Genomic DNA, 19,403 nt, shown 5'->3' with positions numbered 1-19,403 from the left:
ACAGCTCGTTACTTCCCGCCTTCCAACGTCAGCGTCACTGTTTTCCCCCAATCCTTCGCGTCGGTGCTCATGGGCAGGTATTCGCCCGCCACCCACATTTTTTGCTGGTCGGAAACGTGGTTGCCCAGCGGGTTTCCGCTCTGGCCGAGGCTGCCCACATACAGGCTGCGGTTGGGGTCGCTGAGGTCCACGATCTGGCGGTAGCTGGGGCCGTGCGTCTGGCGGAAGGTACCGACTTCGGGACGGGCCACATTCACGGTATTGGTGCCGCCGGGGGTGGGGGCGCTGTGGTTGAACAGCCACGACAGGGCCGACACGTTGCCGAAGGCGCGGTGATTGCTGGCTACCGTGTGCAGCTTGCCCGCGCTCCAGCCGCCCGGATCAGAGCCGAGGCGGGCGCTGAGGTCGTCTACAGCCTGCTTCAGTGTGACCGTCAGGGCAGCGGCGCAGTTGTTCACTTGATTGGCTCCTTGATTAGCACTCTCGTTCTGGCACAGGTTGCCGTCGGATTTCAGTTGGTTCAGCACGGCCAGACTGTTGATCTGGGTATCGTTGCCCAGTTCATCGCGGGCCATGCCCTGCAACTTCATCAGCCAGGCTTCAAAAATCAGGCTGGGTACGCTGGACACGGTCTGGTTGCCGTCCCAGCCGCGCAGTTGCTCCAGCGCCCGCGTACTCAGCTCACCGTCGGGGCGGGCCGCCAGCAGCAGCGGTTTCAGGTCACGCCAGACCAGACTCTGGGTGTCCAGTTGCACTTTCCGCACATCGGCCACCGTCCAGCCCTGCGCTTTGGCGGTCAACAGTTCGGTGATGCGCTCGGCGCGGTACGGCTCGGCCCAGTTGCGGTTGTTGGCGAGGGCAAAGCGGTAGGCGTCGGGGGTCACGCGGTTGTTGGCGGTCACGACCAATCCATCGGCGGGGTTGTAGGTGTGCGGCAATTGCTCGAAAGACAGGTAGCCCTTCCACTCGCGGGAGCCGTCGCCCGAAACAGGCAGGGAGCCGTCCCAGCCGCTGCGGATCGGTACGCGGCCCGGTGCGTAGTAGCCGGTATTGCCCTCGGTATCGGCGTACACGAAGTTCTGACTTGGTCCCACGTAGCTTTTGAGGGAGGCCGTGAACTGCGCCCAGTTCTGCGCGTAATTCAGGCCCAGAAAGGCGTCCATGGTGGTATCGCCGGGTTGCAGGGCCGTCCATTTCAGCGCCACACGCGGCCCCACGTCGGCGGCCCCCGCATCGCTGATGATCGGGCCGTGGCTGCTCTCACGCACCACCAGTTGCACGTCTGCGCCGCCTTTCACCTTGATGATTTCGGTGCGCTCGGTCAGCCTGACCCCCTCCGGCTCGATGTACAGATCCTGCACATCGGGATTCACGTTGGTCACGCCCCATGCCACGCGCTCATTTCGCCCGATCACGATGGCGGGCAGGCCGGGAATGCTGGCCCCGATGGATTTGAGGGTGGGACCCTGAATGTCGGCCAGATACCACAGCATCGGGCTGGTCAGAGACAGGTGGGGGTCGTCGGCCAGAATGGGTTTACCGCTGGCGGTGCGGCTTCCGGCCATCACCCAGTCGTTGCTGCCTTTGCCCGGTTCGGCCTGCATTCCCAGTTCCCGCGCCGCTAGGAGGTGAGAGCGCAGCGCGGCAATGGTGGCGTCGGGCAGGGTGGGTTGGGCAGCCAGAGCCGGGGCGCTGGCCCGCGCGGTGGTTCCGGCGGGCAGTTCGTCGGCACTCAGGATGGTGGGGCCGCCTTCGGGGTACGGCGGCATGATTTCGGCCAGCCCACGTTCGCCCAGACGCTTGACCGTGCGTGCGCCCAGCACCTCGTCTTCGTAGTTGCCGCCCAGATCGAAGGCCATCAACTTGCTCCAGGCGATGCTGTCTACATCCGTCCACGGTTCGGGGGTATAGCCCAGAATGCGGAATTCGGGGGCGGTTTTGCCCTGTGCAAAGCCCGCATTCACGCCCGCCGTGTACGCCGCCACCATGCGCTTACTGCGCTCAGAGAGGGCAGGCAGGGCCGACTGGGCCGCCCGGTAAAAGCCCCAGGTTCGCAGAAATTTATCCTGTGCCAGTGCGGGTGCGCCCAACACTTCCGACAGGCGGCCCTGAGTCACGCGCCGCTGAAAATCCAGTTGCCAGGCGCGGTCCTGAGCATGCACGAAGCCCAGCGCAAACACCGCGTCTTCATCGCTGGCGGTGGCCCGGATATGCGGCACGCCCCAGCTGTCGCGCGTAATGGTGACCTGGCCCGACACGCCCGGCAGCGTCAGGCTGCCCGAAACACGCGGGCTGGACGTGCCCCGCAGCCACAGCACCGCCGCCAGAACAAGCACCAGAATGACCAGAATCAGCCACAGCAGACCCCTTCCCAACCGTCCTAAAAGTCTCAACCCATTCACCCCTTTGGTGGCCCCAGCGCAGGCTGAAGCCGTTTTGCCCCGGATTTGTATTGGGTACAAGATAGGGCGGAACGGGAGAGAAAGAGCCGACTGAAACCACAACTGAAGTCCTACTCGCTTCACTCGGATTAAACACCAAAAAGCACGGTGTTTAATCGGAAGCTGTATCAAAAAGAAAACCGGGAACATCAAGCTCCCGGCTCCAGCTGTGTCAGGCGCTTCAGCTTTCCGTAAAGGCTCCCAGCGCCCGGAAACGTGCGGCCCGTTGCGCTTTCAGTTCCTGCTCGTTCAGCTTGCCCAGTTCGTCCAGATGGCGGCCCACGGCCTCGCCCAGTGCAGCGGCGGCGGCGTCCAGATCCAGATGTGCCCCGCCCACGGGTTCGGGAATCACTTCTTCCACAATGCCCAGTTCCAGCAGATCGGGGGCCGTGAGTTTCAGGGCTTCGGCGGCTTTGGGGGCCTGTGCCGAATCGCGCCACAGGATCGCCGCGCAGGATTCGGGCGAGATGACGCTGTACCACGCATTTTCCTGAATCAGCACGCGGTTGCCCACGCCAATTGCCAGTGCCCCGCCGCTGCCGCCCTCGCCAATCACGGCGCACACGGCGGGCACCCGCAGACGCACCATCCGCTGAATGCTCTCGGCAATGGCCCACGCCTGACCGCGCTCCTCGGCCTCTATGCCGGGGTACGCGCCGGGGGTATCGATCAGGCACACCACCGGCAGGCCAAATTTATCGGCCAGATCCATCAGGCGCATGGCCTTGCGGTAGCCTTCCGGGTTGCTCATGCCAAAGCGGCGGCGCACGCGGCTTTTGGTGTCGCGGCCTTTTTGCTGCATCAGAAGCATCACGGGGCGGCCCTGCCAGCGTCCCGGCCCGCCGATCAGGGCGTGGTCGTCGGCAAAGTTGCGGTCTCCGTGCAGTTCCGTGAAGTCAGTCACGAGGCGCTCGGTGTAGTCGTGCGCGGTGGGCCGACCCGGTGCGCGGGCCAGTTGTACCCGCTCCCAGCGCGTCATGGGGGCGTTGGCGGCAGGGACCGGGGCCGTCCTGAGGCGTTCCACTTCGGCCCGCAACGGATGAATGGCCGCGTCCAGATTCTGCCCGGTTTCACGCGCCGTCACTTCGAGGTCGTGTACGCGGGCTTCCAGCTTCAGAAGGGTGGCTTTGAGGTCGGTGGGGGGGGTGGTCATCACGCAGGGGCCTCGGCGGATTGCTCGCTGGACTGTTCGGGAGACTGTTGGGTGGGAAGGGCGTCGGGGGCGCGGCGGGTCAGGACGCCCAGCAGTCCGGCCAGAAAGTTCCGGTGGTTGCGGCGGTCTACCACATCGTCGATCATGCCGTGTTCCAGCAGAAATTCGGCCCGCTGGAAGCCTTCGGGCAGGCTCTGGCGAATGGTCTGCTGAATCACTCGCGGCCCCGCGAAGCCGATCAAGGCTCCGGGTTCAGCCATGATCACATCGGCAATGGTGGCAAAACTGGCCGTGACGCCCCCGGTGGTCGGGTCGGTCAGAATGCTGACGTAGGGCAGGCCCCGCGCCGTCAGACCTTCGAGGGCCACCGTGGTTTTTGCCATCTGCATCAGCGAGAGGGCACTTTCCTGCATTCTGGCCCCCCCACTGGCGGCCACCAACACAAAGGGCGTGCCGATTTGCGCGGCATGTTCGGCGGCGCGGCTGATTTCCTCGCCCACCACGCTGCCCATGCTGCCGCCACTGAAGGCGAAATCCATGACCGCCAACGTCACGGGCAGGCCCAGAATGCTGCCTGTGCCCGTCAGAATGGCGTCTGGGCGGCCTGTTTTCTTCTGGGCACGCACCAGACGGTCACTGTAGGCCTCGGTATCCTGAAAGTTCAGGGGGTCGGTGGGATGCACGCGGCCCGACAACTGCACGAACGAGCCTTCGTCCAGCAGCACCTCCACGCGCCGCCCTGCCTCCAGGCGGATGTGGTGGTTGCATTTCGGGCAAACCCACAGGTTGGCCTCCAGGTCGCGGTTATAGACACTTTCCTTGCACGCAGGGCACTGCGTCCACAGGTCTGGCATGTCGCTGCCCGCTTGCTGCTGCGGGCGGCGTCTGCGAAAAAAACGATCTAACGCCATTCAGGGAACACTCCTTGCCCCCATTCTAGACGCCACTTGGTAGGGGGATTGCACCGGGTTCAAGCGGAAGGGAGAAGTATGGCCCTCACCCCGCCCCACACCGTGCCGTGGGCGGGTCAATTTCAACGTTAAGACGACGGGCGATTCTGCTTCAGGTGAGCGAGAAAACCGGGTCTGGGGCGGCAAAGGCAACCCCCCCATTGCTTCGCAATGCCCCCCCTCAAGGGGAGGAACAAAGACCACCACACCTCCACCCCAAATCGTTCCCGCCCAAGTCCATGTGAGGCCGTCGTGCGTGAAACGCGCGGGCCAATTCCAACTCAGAATGAACGGGCAATTCCGCTTCAGATGAACAATCCAGCCGAGTCTGAACGCGACAAGATCACTCCTGCCGAGCGCAGCGCTTCGCTCCCCTGACCCCTTTGGGGGCGGGGGCTGGGGGGTGGGGGAAAACGTCGCAACAACGCTACAAACCCCCCTCAATGCCCACTCGTCACCTTCAAGCCAATAATCGCCACCACCATCAGCGCCATAAAGCCGAGGCGGGCAGCGTTGGCCGATTCTCCAAACAGCACGATGCCCAAGATGGCCGCGCCCACCGCGCCAATACCCACCCATACGCCGTACGCCGTACCAATAGGGAGCGTTTTGGTCGCCAGTCCCAACAGGCCCATGCTTGCCACCATGCTGATCAACGTCAGCGCCGTGGGCAGCGGGCGCGTAAAACCCTCGGTGTATTTCAGGCCAATCGCCCAGCCCACTTCCAACAGTCCAGCCAATACCAGCAGCATCCATGCCATCTTCCAACACCTCCGCAGGGGTGCGCCGTCTTGTCCTGACCGGGTACGGCGGTTCTCTCGTCCGGAGTTCAGCCCCACCAGAGGGCGACTGAACCCAGTGTAGCGGCAGTCGGTAAGCAAAAAGGGAGCGGAGTGTAAGGCTGCACTTACACTCCGCTTGAGGGCACTTTGCTTGAGGGCTAACCCCCCCGTTGCTTCGCAATGCCCCCCCTTAAAGGGGAGGACAACTGCTCTTGCGCTCCCTTTAAGGGGGCTGGCGACGAAGCCAACTGGGGGTTATGCCCGTCTCACACCCCCAAATACGCACTCCGCACCCGGTCATCGGTCATCAGTTGTTGCTGGCTGCCCTGCAAACTCACGCGGCCTCCCTCCAGCACGTAGCCCCGGTGGGCGATGCCAAGGGCGGCGTAGGCGTTCTGTTCGGCCAGCAGGACGCCCACGCCCGCTGAATTCACGCGCTGTACGGCCTCGAAGACCTGCTCGACCACCAGCGGCGCGAGGCCCAGACTGGGTTCATCCAGCAGCAGCAGCTTGGGACGGGCCATCAGGGCGCGGGCGATGGCGACCATCTGTTGCTGCCCACCCGACAGACTGCCTGCCGGAACGTTGCGCTTTTCGACCAGAGCCGGAAACAGTTCGTAGACGCGTTCCAGTTCGCGGGCCGTGCCTGCCGGGTCTTTGCGGTGCACAAAGGCCCCCAACCGCAGATTCTTTTCCACACTCAGTTCGGGAAACAGCAGGCGACCTTCCGGGCACTGCGCGACCCCGTTGGCAACGTTGAATTCTGGCCTGCCACCCGTCAGCGAAACCCCGTTCCAGGTGGCCGTGCCCCCGGAAGGCCGCTGCAATCCCGACAGGGTGCGAAACAGGGTGCTTTTGCCCGCGCCGTTGGCCCCCAGCATCACCACGATTTCTCCGGGGCTGACGGTCAGGTTCAGGGAATGCAGGGCCGTAAAGTGGCCGTAATTGACGCTCAGATCACGAATCTCAAGCATGGGGAGCCGCTCCTGTGGCCGTCTGGCCCATCTGCCCGCCGTGCGCGTGCGACCCCAGATAGGCCTCAATGACCGCCGGATCACGGCTGACCTGTGCAGGCAGTCCCTCGCTGATCTTCTGGCCGTGGTGCAGCACCAGAATATGGTCGGCAAGGCTCATCACGAGGCTCATCTTGTGTTCCACAAGGGTCACGGTCAGGCCGCCCGCCACCAGTTCGCGGATCAGTGTCATCAGGCTCACGGTCTCTTCGGGGTTCATTCCGGCGGCGGGTTCGTCCAGCAGCAGCAATTTGGGGTTGCTGGCAAGGGCCATCGCGATGCCCACACGCTTCTGGCCTTCCTGGGTCATGGCTCCGGCGGGGCGGGCGGCGTGTGCAGCGAGGCCCACGCGGGTCAGGGCGGTCATGGCCGCGTCGCGGCTTTCCTGCTCGTCACGGCGCTCGCGGCCCGTCCGCAGCAGGGCGTCCAGCAGTCCGGCGCGGGTTCGCACCCGGTGACCGATCATGGCGTTTTCCAGCACGCTCAGTTCCTTGTAGATGGTGGTGGTCTGAAAGGTGCGGGCCATGCCGCTTGCCACCACTTCATGCGTTTTCAGGCGGGTGATGTCCTGACCCTGAAAAACGATTCGGCCCGAGGTGGGCTTGTAGAACCCGGAAATCAGGTTGAAGAAGGTGCTTTTGCCCGCACCGTTGGGGCCGATGATGGCCGTGATCTGGCCTGCCGGAATACTGGCGGTCACGTCCTTGACAGCGTGCAGGCCGCCGAAGCGGATGCCCAGCCCCTCGACCCGCAGCAGCTCGGAGCCAGAATGCAAAACTTCAGATTGGACAACCTCAGGCACGCTCGGCTCCCTTTTTGCCCGTCACGGCGGCCAGCTCTCGCCGCGCCTGGGCCTTCATCCACAGTCCGGCCAGTCCCTGCGGCGCAAACATGATCAGCAGCACCAGCAGCGGCCCGAACACGATGTATTGGTAATCTTGCAGCCCCTTGAGGCTCTGGGTGAGGGTGTACAGCAGCGCCGGGCCGATCAGGGGGCCAGCCAGCGTGCCCAGCCCACCCGCCAGCAGGTACAGCAGCACCGTAAAGGTCATGGCCGGGCCAGCCGACGCCGACCCCAGAAAGCCCACGTACACGGCATACACGCCGCCCGCAAAGCCTGCGATGGCCGTGGAGAGCATCATGGCCCGCAGCTTGTGCGTAAATACGTCGATGCCCGCACTCCGTGCTAAATCCTCGCCGCCGCGAATGGCGATCAGCGAGCGCCCGAACACGCTGCCCCGCGCCCGCGCCACGGCCAGCACGGTCAGAATCAGGGCAATCAGGGCCAGATAATAAAAGCCCGCCGACAGCTTGAGGCCCACGCCTTTAGACAGGACTTCCAGACCTGCGGGCGGATTGATGCCGTTCAGGCCCTCGTTGCCGCCTGTGAGTGCATCCCATTTGTTGATGACCAGCATGATGATCACGCCGACGCCGAGCGTAAAGATAGAAAACGCGTCGCCCTTGGTGCGGAAGGCCACCAGACCAAGCAGCAGCCCCAGCACCGCGCACAGCGCCACCGCCGCAGGCCACGCCAGCCAGAAACTCCAGCCCGCCTTGAGGGTCAGGATACCCACCGTGTAGGCCCCGATGCCAAAAAAGCCTGCATGGGCCAGCGGCAACTGCCCGGTGTAGCCCAGCAACACGTTCATGCCGTAGGCCAGCATCGCGTAGATCATGATGTTCACGCCGATATCCAGCAGGTAGCCCGAAGGCCCGAACAGCGGCACCAGCGCGGCCAGCACGAACACGGCCACCCAGCCCCACGTTCCCAGCTTGAAGCGGCCCGCGCCTGCGCTTTTGGTTCCTGCGTTGCCCAGCATCACGTTCCCCTCTTAAACAGGCCCTGCGGCTTGAGGGCCAGCACGAGAACCAGCATGGCAAATCCGATCACATCCGAGAAATCGAGGCTGATGTAATAGCCGCCGAAGACTTCGGCCAGCGCCAGCAGAAATGCGCCCACGATGGCCCCCGGAACGCTGCCCATGCCGCCCAGAATGATGATGGCGAAAACCTTGAGGTTCATGACCTCGCCCATGCTGGGAGACACCGAAATAATGGGCGCGATCAGGGTGGCCGCCGCCGCTGCCAGCGCCCCCGAAATGGCGAAGGTCATCATGCCGACGCGGTTGGTATTCACGCCCACCAGCCGCGCACCCTCGCGGTTCTGGCTCATGGCCTCGATGGTGGCCCCGGTCATGGTGCGCTTGAGGAAGTAATTCAGGCCCAGCATGACCACCACCGACGCCCCGATGACCAGCAGGCGCTGCCAGGTGATGATGACGCCGCCCACGTTCACGATTCCGGGCACTGGCTCGGTGATCTGCTTGAAATCCGGCCCCCAGACGAGTTGCACGGCGGCTTCCAGAAAAAACAGCACGCCGATGGCGGCGATCATGGGATGCACATGCGGCGCGTTTCTCATCGGGTAAAAAATGACGCGTTCCATGAAGGCCGCCAGCAACGCCACGCCGATGGCCGAAATGATCAGCGCGGGCACGTAGCCCCAGCCCAGCCCGGTCAGCACCGCGTAACTGAGGTACGCGCCCAGCATGTACAGGCCGCCGTGGGCAAAATTGGGCACGCGCATCACGCCGTAGACCAGGGTGAGGCCGAGGGCCACGAGTGCGTAGACACCGCCCAGCGCCAGGGCATTAAACAGTTGTTGCAAAAAAGTAGACAAGGGCAGGTCTCCTGAGGGGAAAAGAAGGGCAAACGAAACCGCGCCCCAACACGGATGCAGGGCGCGGGCAATGGAGGCCGGGTCAGGCGGGCCGGGGCAGAGGCAACGACCCGCGTGCTGCTCCGCGCCCGGGCCTTATTTGAAGACCGTGTTGACGCGCAGCTTGGTGTATTTGCCGCCTTTCACGCTGGCGATGATGAATTCGGCGTCGGCGTGGCCGCCTGCCGACACACCCAGCATCTTATACACCGTCTTGCTCTGGGGCAGCGCCTTGGCCGCAGCGTTCAGCTGGGCGCGGATGGCCTGCGCGTCGTCGGTGGTTCCGGCAAGTTCCATCGCCTTGGCCACCACGTTCATGCCCATGTAGTTCAGAGCGGCTTCACTGGTGGGAATCTTTTTGTAGGCCCGCTGGTACTGCGCCACGAAGACCTGTGTGCCCGCAAATTCCTTGGTGGGCAGCACGCCAACCGACCCGTCGAGGTAAGCGCGCGGCACGATGGTATCCATCTGCTCGAACTTGGCCTGATCCATCACGATGAAGCCGCCCTTGAAGCCCTGCTCGCGGGCCGCCTTGACCACCAACGCGGTGGGCTGGCTGGGGCCGCCGATAAACAGCACGTCGGGTTTTTCGGCCAGCGCCTTGGTTACGGCAGAGGAATAGTCCACGGTGGTCGCGTAATCGACGCCGTTGTTGGTGCCCACCGTGCCGCCCTGTTTCGTCCACTCGCCCGTGATGGCCTCGGCCCACTGCTTGCCGTAGGCGCTGGTCGTGCCCACCATGCCCAGCTTCTTGCCGAACGCCTTCATCTGGGTAGACACGAAGGGTTGCAGGTAGTTGTCGTAGCGGGGAGGCAACATGAAGGTCAGGGGGTTCTTGGATTCCAGAATCTTGGGTTCGCTGGAATAGGCCACCAGCAGGAATTCGGGGTCGCGGTTGGTCAGGGGCTGCACCGTCAGAATGCCCCCGGCGTGCGGCACAAAGATGATGTCGATGCCCTGAGAGGTCAGGCGCTTGACGTTGGTGGCCGTTTCGTTGGGGAGGTAGCGGTCATCGAGGGCCACCAACTTGAAGGTGACTTTCTCTCCCTTCACGGTGACGCCGCCCGCCTTATTCATTTCATTGATCGCCATATCGAGGCCCGACTGCACGTCTTTGCCGTAAAAAGCCGCGCCGCCCGACAGAGGCCCGCTGTAGCCGATATTCACCACTTTGTCGGCCAATGCCGATGCACCGAGTAGCGCCACGGCAAGGGAAGCGAGTTTGAGGCTGATGCGCTGCTGACGACTGCTGTTGCCTGAAATTTGCTTCATAGGTAATCCTCCTGCCGGGCGCAGACAGACATGAGGCAGAGAAAACCTACCGCCGTGGTGCTGACTGCTCCAGACTTTCTGTTAAACGTTGTGTGTAATGTTCATGCTGGCATGCAGAAATAAGGGTGTCAATTCATTCCGTTTCATTCCGCCCCTTTGCCCCCGATCTTTGAACTGACCCTCCAAATCTCATGTTTTACTCATCTTGAATCTGAGTGAGTTGTTTTGGCCCAGTAGGCGCGATACTGGACACCGATGAACGATCAGCCCGCACCGATTGCCCCCGCCCCGCGCAGCCGCGCCCGCATGCTGGAACTGGTCTTTCCCAAAGACAGCAACTATCACGGCACGGCCTTCGGCGGTTTCGTGTTGTCTCTGATGGACAAGGCCGCAAGTGTGGCCGCCGTGCGCCATGCCAGAGGCTCGGTGGTCACCGCCCGCATGGACGGCGTGGATTTTCATGTCCCGATCCGGGTAGGCGACGCGGTGGCGCTGGACGCCCGCGTGGTGCGCGTGGGCCGCACCTCCATGACCATCCGGGTGGACGTGTACCGCGAAACAATGGCCAGCGGTGAGGTGCAGTTGGCGACCACTGGGCATTTCGTGTTTGTGGCGCTGGACGAACAGGGCAAACCGCGCCCCGTGCCCGCGCTACACGACGGCGCAGACCTCGCCCAGCACAACCCCGACTTCGAGGAGCGGCCATGACAGGTGAGGCTCTGCATCTGACGTTGGTGCGGCACGGAGCCACCGACTGGAACGGCATAGGCCGCTGGCAGGGCTGGACGGATACGCCATTGGGCACGCTGGGAGAGTCGCAGGCTGCCCGCCTCGCCCCCCGCCTGAGCAACCAGAGCTTTGATGCTGTGTACAGCAGCGACCTGAGCCGCGCCGCCCGTACCGCCGAACTGAGCTTGCCCGGACGCGAACTGCGCCTTGATGTCCGCCTGCGTGAAATGCACTTCGGGCAATACGAGGGCGTGACCACCGACGCCGTGACCCACGACCCCGATTACGCCGACTGGCAGCGCGACCCGTGGACATTGCCCGCCCCCGGCAACGGCGAAAGCCTGCGGGCCGTGGCAGACCGGATGCAGGACTGGGCAGACGGGTTGGAGGGCGGGCGCGTCATCGCCTTTTCACACGGAGCGGCTATTCGGGCGCTGCTGTCTGGCCTGTTCGGGTGGCCTGCCCTGCCCCAACCCGGCTACGTGCTGCCTTTTCCGTACCAGCTGGCGCACACCGGCCTGACCCGCCTCAGCCGCAAGGAGGGCCGCTGGACACTGGTGGGCTACAACGACGCGGCACATTTGGAGGAGTAGCTACCCAGCAAACTCCACCCCCACCTCTTCTCCCAGATTCGCCAGAAATGCCCGCATGACCGCCGTGCGCCGCGCCGCCTCCTGCTGGCCCACAGGGGTCTGAAAAGTGGTTTCCAGCCGCAGCAGCTTGGTAAAAAAGTGGTCGATGGTGTAGGCCGTATCGTCGGGGGTGCGGGCCGTGCAGAAGGGGTCGGTGGCGTGCAGGAGGGCGCGGCCCATGCTGCCGCCTGCCGCCGCTGCCCGCAAGATACCCAGTGCGCCCAGCGCGTCCAATCGGTCTGCGTCTTGCAGGGCGGCTCCCAGCAGCGTTTCCGGCGTGGCCCCCCGAGAGTAGGAATGGTCGCGCACGGCGGCGGCGATGGCCCCGGCTTCTGCTGAGTCAAAGCCGAGACTGGGCAGCTTGGCCCGCACCGCCTCTGCCGCCAGCGTGCTGGCCTGCGCCCGCTGCGGGTGGTTTTTGGGCAGATTGATGATGTCGTGCGTGAGGGCGGCGGCGATGGCGAGACCGGGGGCCAGAGCAGGAGCACAGGCTAGGGTCCAACGGGCGACCCGTGCCAGATGCGCTCCGTCGTGGGCGGCGTCCACACTCATGGTGGCCTGCACCCAGTCCCAGACGGCGGGCAAGCGCGGGTCTTGCGCCAGCAGCGGCCCCAACAACGCCCCCGACTCAGAAAGAACTGCGCTCAAGCGGCGGCTCCCGAAAAAGCTTCCATCAGACGCACCAGAATCACCAGGGCGCTGAATCCCATCAGGCCCAGATACAGCCAGCGGGCCTGACCCATCTGACCCGTGCGGGCGTGGCGCACCCGCCGCCACTGGGTGTAGGCCCACACGCCCAGAGCGCCGTAAATCACGGTGTTCAGGCCCGCGTACACCAGCGGCATATCTCGGGTCGCCGACAGCAGCACCGACAACACCAGCCCTGCCACCACCATCAGGGCCACGCCCATCCACGGCGTTCTCTTCATGGCTCTCCCGGCAGCCCCAGCGCAAGTCGTGCGTGGGCGAGGTGGTGACGCAGGTGCCAGTCATGCTTGGAGATCAAGCGCCACAGGTCTTGCGGGCCTTCTTCCGGGTGCAAAATCTGCCCATCGAAAGCACGCGGATCCGTGCCGCGCAGCAGGGCGTCCCAGCGCAAATTCAGGGCGTCCAGAAAGGTGAGGGCGTGCTGCACGGGCGCGGCGTTGGTGGGCAGGGCCAGCCACGCCTCCTGATTCATGGGTTGAATGGTGTAGGGCTGCTCGGCCAGGCCGTAGCTCAGGCGCATTAGGCCGTGCAGGTGCGCGTCGGCGGTGTGGTGGGCCAACTGCTGCACCGTCCAACTGCCGGGGCGGTAGGTGCGTTTCAGTTCAGTGTCGGTGAGGCCATTCAGCAGGGTGCGCCATGCCTGCGCGGTAGCCAGCATTCGCGCCGCCACTGCCTCCAAGGTGGCCTGATCGCGGCCCAGCAGATCGGGAATGGGGCCAATGGGAAAGGCCAACGGGTCAGGAACTGAAGAAGCCGTCATGGACGCAGTATCGCAGTCCTGATCTGGAAGCTGGGCACAGGCGCTAGGTCTATCCTGCCCCTATGCCGTCTCCCCTACCCGTGACCGTGCGCCGCGTGACCGACCCCACCGATCCGGCCCTGCCTGCCTTTGGGCGCGTGCAGGACGAGAGTTACTACGATCCCGACTCGCTGATGCCGCCGCAGATGTTCCCGCGCCTCGTCTCGGGGCCGCGCAACCGCGTGCTGGTGGCCGAAGACTCTGGCGGGCAGGTGTTGGGCGGCACAGTCTTTCATCTGATGGAAGGAGCCGGATTCACGTCGTTTACGGGTGTGGCGCGGCAGGCCCAGGGCCGGGGCGTGGGCTGGGCGCTGCACGCCGCCAAACTGGAAGAGGTGCGGGCGGCGGGGCTGGCAGGAATCTTTGCCGACAGCGTGTTCGGGGGGCGGCAGGATGAGGCAGACCGGAAAGCCGAAGCCGAAGCAGGCAGCAGCGCCACCGCCCGCCGCGCCGCCCTGCATGCCTGGGGACTCCGCACCGTGGACATTCCGTATTGGCAGCCTGTAGGTGGCCCCAACGGTGGCCCGCTCACCGATCTGGATCTGCTGTATCAGCCGCTGGACGGATCGGATACCGTGTCACTGACCCTGGTCACGCAAACGCTGCAAACCTACTGGAACGGCTGGCTGGGCCAGAAACGCGCCGCACAGGAAGCGCAGGCTCTGGCAGACCGCGCCCATGCAGAGCGGGCCGACGCCGACCACCTCCGCCTGCTGCCCGCCACTGAAACATCGTCTTATTGGCAGGCACGCGGGAGAAATTAAGTACGGCCTTGTGTCAGTGGTCCGTGGGGAGTGGGGAAAGCGTGGTGGCCGTAAATCCAGGGCTATGCTGTGGTACAGAACTTATAGCCAAAAAAGCCGCCCCACACGGGACGGCTCAGGACAGAACAAGGTACAGAACAGGCTCAGGCGGCGGGTTGGTCGGCGCTGCCTGCTTCGGCTTCGGCGGTCCGGCGCGGGCGGGCAGCCCGTTCGGAGTTCGGGGTGGCGGGGTTTGGGGTGGCAGCGTTAGGGGTAGCGGCACCAGAGCGCTCGGCATCGGTGGCAGCAGGCGCAGCAGCGGCGGGCGCGGGAGCCGTAATGCGGGTCAGGGTGTCGGCAAAGGCACGCAGAGCGTCTCCGGCCTCTATATCGGCCACAGCGCGGGCGTTCAGTGCGCCCAGTTCCTCGCGGGTCACAGCGTATTCGGGGGCGTCGTGGCCCTTGAGGGTTCGCAGCACGGCGTAGGCATTGCCCGAAGCGATGGTGGCCCCCTTGGTGGTGGTCACGGTGGGCGCGGCGCTCTGCTCGGTGCCGATCAGGGTGATGGTGTCTGGGCTGATCAGGGTGACGCGGTCGCCCCGCTCTTCCATATGTGCAGCCAGTTGCAGCAGCCCGCGCAGGTGCAGCATGTGGTGAAAGAGGTCGAGGTGGGCCAGCATCGCGCCTGCTTTCTTAAGTGCGGAGTCCATGCGTCACAGTATTCTGTTCTGCACAGAATTGTCAAGCTTAATTATAGATTAATATTTCTGCAATCAGCAGAATTCAGGGAATCAAAAGCGCTGCTGGATTGGTGTGCACACCCGCCCAGCAGCGCTTTTTCAATGCCTACAGCCCGCCACTTCCAATCAGTTGGACACGGTAGCGCGGGGAATCAGGGTCAATTTGACCTCGATGGTCTTGCCGCCTCGCAATACGCTGAGGGTCACGGTGTCGCCGGGGGCGTAAGAACGCACGGCAAACTGAAACTCCAGGAAGTTGACGATGCGCTTGCCGTTCACGGCGGTCACGATGTCGCCGCGAATACGGTTGCCTTCTTCGTTGTACTGGAGGGGTTGCAGCCCCGCCTTGGCCGCCGGACTGCCCGCCGAGACGCTGGTAAAGAATGCGCCGGGGGTGTTGCCCAGATCCAGTTCCAGCACGCGGTTGGCCTCGGCAAATTCGCGCTCGCTGAGGTCGGTCAGGGCCGCCAGATTGCCGCCGATGCCGATCCCGATGATAGGGGCGTCCCGTTTTTCACCGCGTTTCAGGGCCGCCAGATTGGAATCGTTGGTGGTCACGGGCACGGCATAAGACTGAATCCGGCGGCTGTTGCCCTGCCCCTGCACGCTGATGTAGCTGACCACGCCCGTGACTTCACCTTTAGGGTTCAGGATCGGGCCGCCGCTGTCGCCAGGAATGAGCGGCGCGTTCAGTTCCAGCGTACCTGCCGGAAAGTCGGCGCGGCCCGCTTCGGCGTCCAGCGCGGTCAGGCGGCCTGTTTTGGATGTCAGGAAATCGCCGCCGCCGTTGCCAATCGCCAGAGCTGCGTCGCCTACTGCCGGACGTGCAGTCGCCAGAGGCAAGAAGGGCGTTCCCTTGGGCACTTTGACGCGCAAGAGGGCCAGATCCGCCTGATCGTCATAGCCGATCACTTCTACGGCATAGCGCTTTTTGTCCAGCGTCTGGGCACTCAGATTCTTGGCCTGAAAGACCACGTGGTAGGCCGTCAGAGCCAATCCATCGGCGCTGATCAGAAAGGCCGTACCGATGCCGTCAGGGTCGGCACAGTTGGTGGGGGCGCACTGCTCTATCCGCAGAGTGGCGGGCCGGGTTTTGGTAAAGAGGGCATTCAGCGCCGTTTTTTCGGCGGTGCTCAGGGGCGTGGGCCTGGCAGCAGTGGCGCGGCGATCTACAGCGCTGCTTCCCGGTGAACTGGGGGTTGCACTGGCAGGAGGCGCGGCATTCGGCCTGGGCGTGCTGGGGGCGGCCTGAAGGGCCAGGGTGGTGGAGAACAACATCGAACCGCCGACCAGCGCGGCAGAGAGGGCCAAAGCTAGAGGGCGGACGGATGCGTTCTTTAGCTTCATGCTTCAGTCTGGCGGGCAAGCGGGGTGGGGTGTGTGGGGTTGGTTTCGTTCCTGACCGCACAGAACAAACGTTGTTCTTCATGATTAAAATGAGTGAGACATAGACGGACAAAGCCCCCTCTCTGTCTCCCCCGCTAGCATGTGCCTATGACTGCTTCCGTGCCCGACCTCCTGACCACCGTTTTTGTCTACGGCACCCTGATGCCCGGCGAACGCAATGCAGGGGTGGCAGCGCGGGGAGGCACTTTTACCGCTCAGCCTGCGCAGTTGCACGGCCACCGCCTGCTGCACCTGACGCCGGAAGCGTACCCGGCAGTGGTGCAGGGCCACAGTTCAGACCGGGTGCTGGGCCACGCCCTGACCTACGCACCCGCCGACTGGCAGGCGGCTCTACCTTTTTTAGACGACCTCGAAGGCACCGAAGAAACGCCGCCCCTCTACACCCGCGAACGTGTGCAATTGCTGCTGGAAGGCGGCGCGACTCTGCCCGCGTGGGTCTACCTGTATGCCCGCGCCGACCGCCTGAGCCAGCCCGGAGCAGACCCCGTTCCCAGCGGCGACTGGCGAGAAGCTCCAGACCGGATGCGGCCCCGCCCCAGCGACAGGTGAACAGGCTGTGGAGGATGAGGCGTGAAAAGAACGTGGTGGCCGCGCAGAGAATCTTTGAGACAGTCGAAATTCGGGCCTGATACATAAAAAAGCGCCGCCTACAAACGAGGCGGCGCTTTTTTGTTGGAGATCAGCGAACGATGCGCTGGCCCCGGCGAATGCCGAGCTTGTCGGTCAGGGTGATGTACTCGTCGTAGTTGGTACGCTCGAGGTACTTCAGCAGGCGGCGGCGCTGGCCGTTCATGAGCTGGAGGCCGCGCTGACCGTGCTTGTCTTTCTTGTTGGCGGTCAGGTGGGCGCTCAGGTTGCTGATGCGGGCGCTCAGGAGGGCAATCTGCACGGTGGTGCTGCCGGTGTCCTTGTCGCTCTTGGCGTTGTCCTGAATGGTCTGTTTCTTGTCGATCATAGTGAACCTCTCGTGTTGTGGAGTCCCGCACGCAGCAGTCGGGGTAAAGACAGAGATGGGTTCTCTGCGGCCCCACCGCTCGCGGCGGCAAACGTCAGGGTAGCACAGGCGCGGGCAGACTGCACAGGCCCCCGTTTTCGGCAAACACAGCACAACCTGACCTACACACCGTGCTTGACATACACACTGTGCCCCCCTATCATTGCTACCGCTTCATCACCTGCTGGGGTGGCGGAATTGGTAGACGCACTAGCTTGAGGTGCTAGCGCCGCGAGGCGTGTGGGTTCAAGTCCCATCTCCAGCACCAACGCACTGCCGGAATCCTTCAGGGGGTTCCGGCGGCGTTCTTTTGCGGCGGCTGGCTTCTGCGGGTTCCAGCAAGTCCCCTTGCATCTGCAATGGCCTGTGCTACACTCCCAAACGCATTGCTGGCGCAGCGCAGCGTGAACGCCTGAACCTGGTCAGGGCCGGAAGGCAGCAGCCATAAGGGATGATTCGCGGGTGCCGTTGCTCACCGGCAATGCTTTTTTACCGACATCTTATACAGGGAAAATCCGCTTCGGGCTGGTTTTCCCTGTTTTTTGTGGTCAAGACGTTTTCTGTGGTCAAGAGGGTGCGGTACGGTTCACACTGACGTATGCCTGCCCGACCCGCTACCTCCGCAGATGCCCACGCCATTGCTCAGATCTACAATGAGGGCATAGAAGACCGGATCGCTACCTTTGAAACGCGTCTACGAACTCCAGATGACATCCGCGAACGCCTCAGCAGCCCGCAGACGGCCCAGCATCCAACTCTGGTGATAGAGGAGGCGGGAGAAGTGCTGGCGTTCGCCTGGAGTGCCCCCTACAGCGCCCGTGAGGTTTACGCGGGCATTGGCGATCACGGGGTGTATGTGGCGCGGGCGGCACGCGGCCAGGGACACGGCGAGGCAGTGCTCACGGCCCTGATGGTGGCCGCCAGGCTTTCAGGCCTGCACAAGCTGACCAGCCGCATCCTGACCGAAAATATTGCCAGCCGCCGCCTGCATGCCCGCTGCGGCTTCCGCGAGGTGGGTGTTCACCAGCGTCACGCACAACTGGACGGCGTGTGGCGCGACGTGGTGACGGTAGAAGCGCTGCTATAGCTCAGTTGGAGACAACAAAAAAACAGCCTCGCCCATCGGGAGGAGGCTGGAAAAGGTGGAGTTAGGGTGCGCGGTTCCGCCAGAGGCTGAGGGCGTCATATGGAACAGGGCGCACCGCCGTTATGCTGCTGCCGTAGCTGCAAAGACTTTGTAAGACTTTACTCAGTGTGACAGGGGATTCAAGGCCGTCAGAAGCCCAGATCAAGGGTCGGCCAAACTCTGCTGAGGAACGTTTACAGAGAAGCGCCCGAGATCATCCGGTGGGTGGGCGTCAGGTAGACCGTGCCTCTGCCCGAAAAGACATAGACGAAGCCCTCTCCGGTCCGCATGGCATTTCGGAGGCCGCGCACCAGCGGGCGGAGTTCCACGTTCAGAGACGCGCTGTACATCAGGGCCAGATCGCCGTCCACGGTCAGGGTCTGGCGGCCTTCAAGTTCTATGACCTCTATTTCACTGACTGGCACGGGGCTTTCTACGGCAAACACGCCACGGCCCGACAGCTTGGGCTGGCGCAGTCCGTTGCCCGACAGGATGCCGGAGATGCTGGAATGCGTGTGCGTGCCGAGCTGCATGGTGTCCTGGGCCAGATAAAAGGCGCGGTCGTCCAGCAGCATGGCGTCGCTGGGGTCGCCCGACATTTCGGCAATGATGAAGTGCTTGCGGCTGGGTTCTGTCCAGACCTTGCCCTGTCCGGTAAAGCGCGTGGCAAAGGCGCTCTCGCCCGTGCCAGCAGTGGCGATGGCGCGGCGCAGGAAGCCGCCCTGCTGCTGCTGCTGCACGTTGGCTTCGATCTGTCCCACCGAATACTGAAAAGCTCCGGGTTCCAGCAGCACACCCGAGCCGTTCAACTCGGCCTCGACAGTAAAGCGTCCATCCATCTCCCGCGTTTCACCGAGTTCGCCGTCTGCTGTGCGCGAAAAACGTGTGACGTGCGTCAGGGCATGTACCCTGATCGTCAGGCCTGAACCGACATGCTCCTGCACCAATTGCATATGTGACATGGAGCTTTAGCATGGCACAATTTTTCCGGCCCTCGACAGAACGCCGTCCAGGCCTCAGACAGAGCAGGTGGCAACAAAGATGAACTGACCACGCTCACTGGGCGTCTGGCGGCTCTGGTGATCAATGGGGCCAGATGGTCCACCTCCGCCTTACTCGCTCAGGTAGTCGTCGGGTTCAATGCCTTCAAGCACCAATCCCATCTGCTCGCCAATAGCCTCGCGCATTTCGG

At 63.6% G+C, this 19,403-nt stretch carries 22 protein-coding genes, 1 tRNA gene, 1 other RNA gene and 1 riboswitch (1 of these 25 cut by a window edge); of the genes, 7 read left to right on the top strand and 17 right to left on the bottom strand.

All coding sequences use genetic code 11. The annotated features are described in order from the left end of the window. Nucleotides 1–8: 8 nt before the first annotated feature. From F561_RS0114530 to F561_RS0114490, 9 genes are all read right to left on the bottom strand, one after another. The gene (locus F561_RS0114530; protein WP_019010689.1) at nt 9–2,375 is read right to left on the bottom strand and encodes a penicillin acylase family protein; all 2,367 of its coding nucleotides are present in this window, start codon (nt 2,373–2,375) and stop codon (nt 9–11) included. Between the two features lie 247 nt (nt 2,376–2,622). Then, nucleotides 2,623–3,594 carry an acetyl-CoA carboxylase carboxyltransferase subunit alpha gene (locus F561_RS0114525; protein WP_019010688.1) on the bottom strand — a complete coding sequence of 324 codons (972 nt, stop codon included), beginning with the start codon at nt 3,592–3,594 and terminating at the stop codon, nt 2,623–2,625. Continuing rightward, nucleotides 3,594–4,505: an acetyl-CoA carboxylase, carboxyltransferase subunit beta gene (gene accD / locus F561_RS0114520; protein ID WP_019010687.1), complete on the bottom strand. Its 912-nt coding sequence runs from the start codon at nt 4,503–4,505 to the stop codon at nt 3,594–3,596. The genes F561_RS0114525 and accD overlap by 1 nt, the downstream gene beginning before the upstream one ends. Before the next feature lie 479 nt (nt 4,506–4,984). Then, complete coding sequence (gene sugE, locus F561_RS0114515) at nt 4,985–5,305, bottom strand: quaternary ammonium compound efflux SMR transporter SugE (protein ID WP_019010686.1); 321 nt, start codon at nt 5,303–5,305, stop codon at nt 4,985–4,987. A 19-nt stretch (nt 5,306–5,324) separates the two neighbouring features. Beyond that, nucleotides 5,325–5,396: riboswitch (guanidine-III (ykkC-III) riboswitch) on the bottom strand. Between the two features lie 196 nt (nt 5,397–5,592). Then, nucleotides 5,593–6,300 (bottom strand): ABC transporter ATP-binding protein, encoded by a 708-nt coding sequence (locus F561_RS0114510; RefSeq protein ID WP_019010685.1) that lies wholly within the window; start codon nt 6,298–6,300, stop codon nt 5,593–5,595. Beyond that, the gene (locus tag F561_RS0114505; RefSeq protein WP_019010684.1) at nt 6,293–7,114 is read right to left on the bottom strand and encodes an ABC transporter ATP-binding protein; all 822 of its coding nucleotides are present in this window, start codon (nt 7,112–7,114) and stop codon (nt 6,293–6,295) included. The genes F561_RS0114510 and F561_RS0114505 overlap by 8 nt, the downstream gene beginning before the upstream one ends. Nucleotides 7,115–7,133: 19 nt before the next feature. Continuing rightward, nucleotides 7,134–8,162 carry a branched-chain amino acid ABC transporter permease gene (locus tag F561_RS0114500; RefSeq protein WP_019010683.1) on the bottom strand — a complete coding sequence of 343 codons (1,029 nt, stop codon included), beginning with the start codon at nt 8,160–8,162 and terminating at the stop codon, nt 7,134–7,136. Beyond that, nucleotides 8,162–9,022 carry a branched-chain amino acid ABC transporter permease gene (locus F561_RS0114495; protein WP_019010682.1) on the bottom strand — a complete coding sequence of 287 codons (861 nt, stop codon included), beginning with the start codon at nt 9,020–9,022 and terminating at the stop codon, nt 8,162–8,164. The genes F561_RS0114500 and F561_RS0114495 overlap by 1 nt, the downstream gene beginning before the upstream one ends. 135 nt (nt 9,023–9,157) lie before the next feature. Next, the gene (locus tag F561_RS0114490) at nt 9,158–10,333 is read right to left on the bottom strand and encodes an ABC transporter substrate-binding protein (protein ID WP_019010681.1); all 1,176 of its coding nucleotides are present in this window, start codon (nt 10,331–10,333) and stop codon (nt 9,158–9,160) included. A gap of 255 nt (nt 10,334–10,588) precedes the next feature. Here F561_RS0114490 and F561_RS0114485 point away from each other — a divergent pair, with 255 nt between their 5' ends. Together F561_RS0114485 and F561_RS0114480 are read left to right on the top strand one after the other, a co-directional pair. Next, a complete protein-coding gene (locus tag F561_RS0114485; RefSeq protein WP_019010680.1) occupies nt 10,589–11,041 on the top strand; it encodes an acyl-CoA thioesterase in 453 nt (150 codons plus the stop codon). Next, a complete protein-coding gene (locus F561_RS0114480) occupies nt 11,038–11,655 on the top strand; it encodes a histidine phosphatase family protein (RefSeq protein WP_019010679.1) in 618 nt (205 codons plus the stop codon). Before F561_RS0114485 ends, F561_RS0114480 begins: the two co-directional genes overlap by 4 nt. Here the strand turns inward: F561_RS0114480 and F561_RS27905 are convergent, their stop codons facing one another. Genes F561_RS27905 through F561_RS0114465 form a run of 3 tightly spaced genes read right to left on the bottom strand, consistent with a single transcriptional unit; the run spans nt 11,656 to nt 13,162 of the window. Beyond that, nucleotides 11,656–12,342 (bottom strand): HD domain-containing protein, encoded by a 687-nt coding sequence (locus F561_RS27905; protein ID WP_157451887.1) that lies wholly within the window; start codon nt 12,340–12,342, stop codon nt 11,656–11,658. Continuing rightward, the gene (locus F561_RS28905) at nt 12,339–12,623 is read right to left on the bottom strand and encodes a hypothetical protein (RefSeq protein ID WP_157451886.1); all 285 of its coding nucleotides are present in this window, start codon (nt 12,621–12,623) and stop codon (nt 12,339–12,341) included. Before F561_RS28905 ends, F561_RS27905 begins: the two co-directional genes overlap by 4 nt. After that, nucleotides 12,620–13,162, bottom strand: coding sequence for a DinB family protein (locus F561_RS0114465; RefSeq protein ID WP_019010676.1), 543 nt, complete (start codon nt 13,160–13,162; stop codon nt 12,620–12,622). The genes F561_RS28905 and F561_RS0114465 overlap by 4 nt, the downstream gene beginning before the upstream one ends. 62 nt (nt 13,163–13,224) lie before the next feature. Here F561_RS0114465 and F561_RS0114460 point away from each other — a divergent pair, with 62 nt between their 5' ends. After that, the gene (locus tag F561_RS0114460) at nt 13,225–13,965 is read left to right on the top strand and encodes a GNAT family N-acetyltransferase (protein ID WP_019010675.1); all 741 of its coding nucleotides are present in this window, start codon (nt 13,225–13,227) and stop codon (nt 13,963–13,965) included. A 143-nt stretch (nt 13,966–14,108) separates the two neighbouring features. Here the strand turns inward: F561_RS0114460 and F561_RS0114455 are convergent, their stop codons facing one another. Together F561_RS0114455 and F561_RS0114450 are read right to left on the bottom strand one after the other, a co-directional pair. Continuing rightward, a complete protein-coding gene (locus tag F561_RS0114455; RefSeq protein WP_026298926.1) occupies nt 14,109–14,654 on the bottom strand; it encodes a hypothetical protein in 546 nt (181 codons plus the stop codon). Nucleotides 14,655–14,810: 156 nt separating this feature from the next. Next, nucleotides 14,811–16,031, bottom strand: a complete 1,221-nt coding sequence (locus F561_RS0114450) for a S1C family serine protease (protein WP_026298925.1) — start codon at nt 16,029–16,031, stop codon at nt 14,811–14,813. A gap of 147 nt (nt 16,032–16,178) precedes the next feature. Between F561_RS0114450 and F561_RS0114445 the strand changes: the two genes are divergently transcribed. Then, on the top strand, nt 16,179–16,640 hold the full coding sequence (locus F561_RS0114445) for a gamma-glutamylcyclotransferase family protein (protein ID WP_019010672.1): 462 nt from the start codon (nt 16,179–16,181) through the stop codon (nt 16,638–16,640). 130 nt (nt 16,641–16,770) lie between these two features. On the opposite strand, the gene rpsO is transcribed toward F561_RS0114445, so the two are convergent. Beyond that, nucleotides 16,771–17,046 carry a 30S ribosomal protein S15 gene (gene rpsO / locus F561_RS0114440; protein WP_019010671.1) on the bottom strand — a complete coding sequence of 92 codons (276 nt, stop codon included), beginning with the start codon at nt 17,044–17,046 and terminating at the stop codon, nt 16,771–16,773. Nucleotides 17,047–17,268: 222 nt separating this feature from the next. Here rpsO and F561_RS0114435 point away from each other — a divergent pair. The 3 genes from F561_RS0114435 (at nt 17,269) to F561_RS0114430 (ending at nt 18,172) form a co-directional block, all read left to right on the top strand. Beyond that, nucleotides 17,269–17,353, top strand: a tRNA-Leu gene (locus tag F561_RS0114435). A gap of 118 nt (nt 17,354–17,471) precedes the next feature. Next, nucleotides 17,472–17,570, top strand: an RNA gene (ffs, locus tag F561_RS27900) — signal recognition particle sRNA small type. Between the two features lie 113 nt (nt 17,571–17,683). Continuing rightward, the gene (locus tag F561_RS0114430) at nt 17,684–18,172 is read left to right on the top strand and encodes an arsinothricin resistance N-acetyltransferase ArsN1 family A (RefSeq protein ID WP_019010670.1); all 489 of its coding nucleotides are present in this window, start codon (nt 17,684–17,686) and stop codon (nt 18,170–18,172) included. 233 nt (nt 18,173–18,405) lie between these two features. On the opposite strand, the gene F561_RS0114425 is transcribed toward F561_RS0114430, so the two are convergent. Both F561_RS0114425 and F561_RS0114420 read right to left on the bottom strand, forming a co-directional pair. Then, on the bottom strand, nt 18,406–19,173 hold the full coding sequence (locus F561_RS0114425; protein ID WP_026298924.1) for an AIM24 family protein: 768 nt from the start codon (nt 19,171–19,173) through the stop codon (nt 18,406–18,408). 150 nt (nt 19,174–19,323) lie between these two features. Then, a protein-coding gene (locus tag F561_RS0114420; RefSeq protein WP_019010668.1) for a hypothetical protein crosses the window boundary here: on the bottom strand, nt 19,324–19,403 show its 3' portion. Its footprint extends 244 nt past the window's final position; only the last 80 of its 324 coding nucleotides appear in the window; the start codon falls outside the window, past its right edge; it ends in the stop codon at nt 19,324–19,326.

Source organism: Deinococcus aquatilis DSM 23025, from assembly GCF_000378445.1.
GTDB classification, from domain to species: domain Bacteria; phylum Deinococcota; class Deinococci; order Deinococcales; family Deinococcaceae; genus Deinococcus; species Deinococcus aquatilis.
This window is presented reverse-complemented; position numbering and strand designations above follow the sequence as displayed.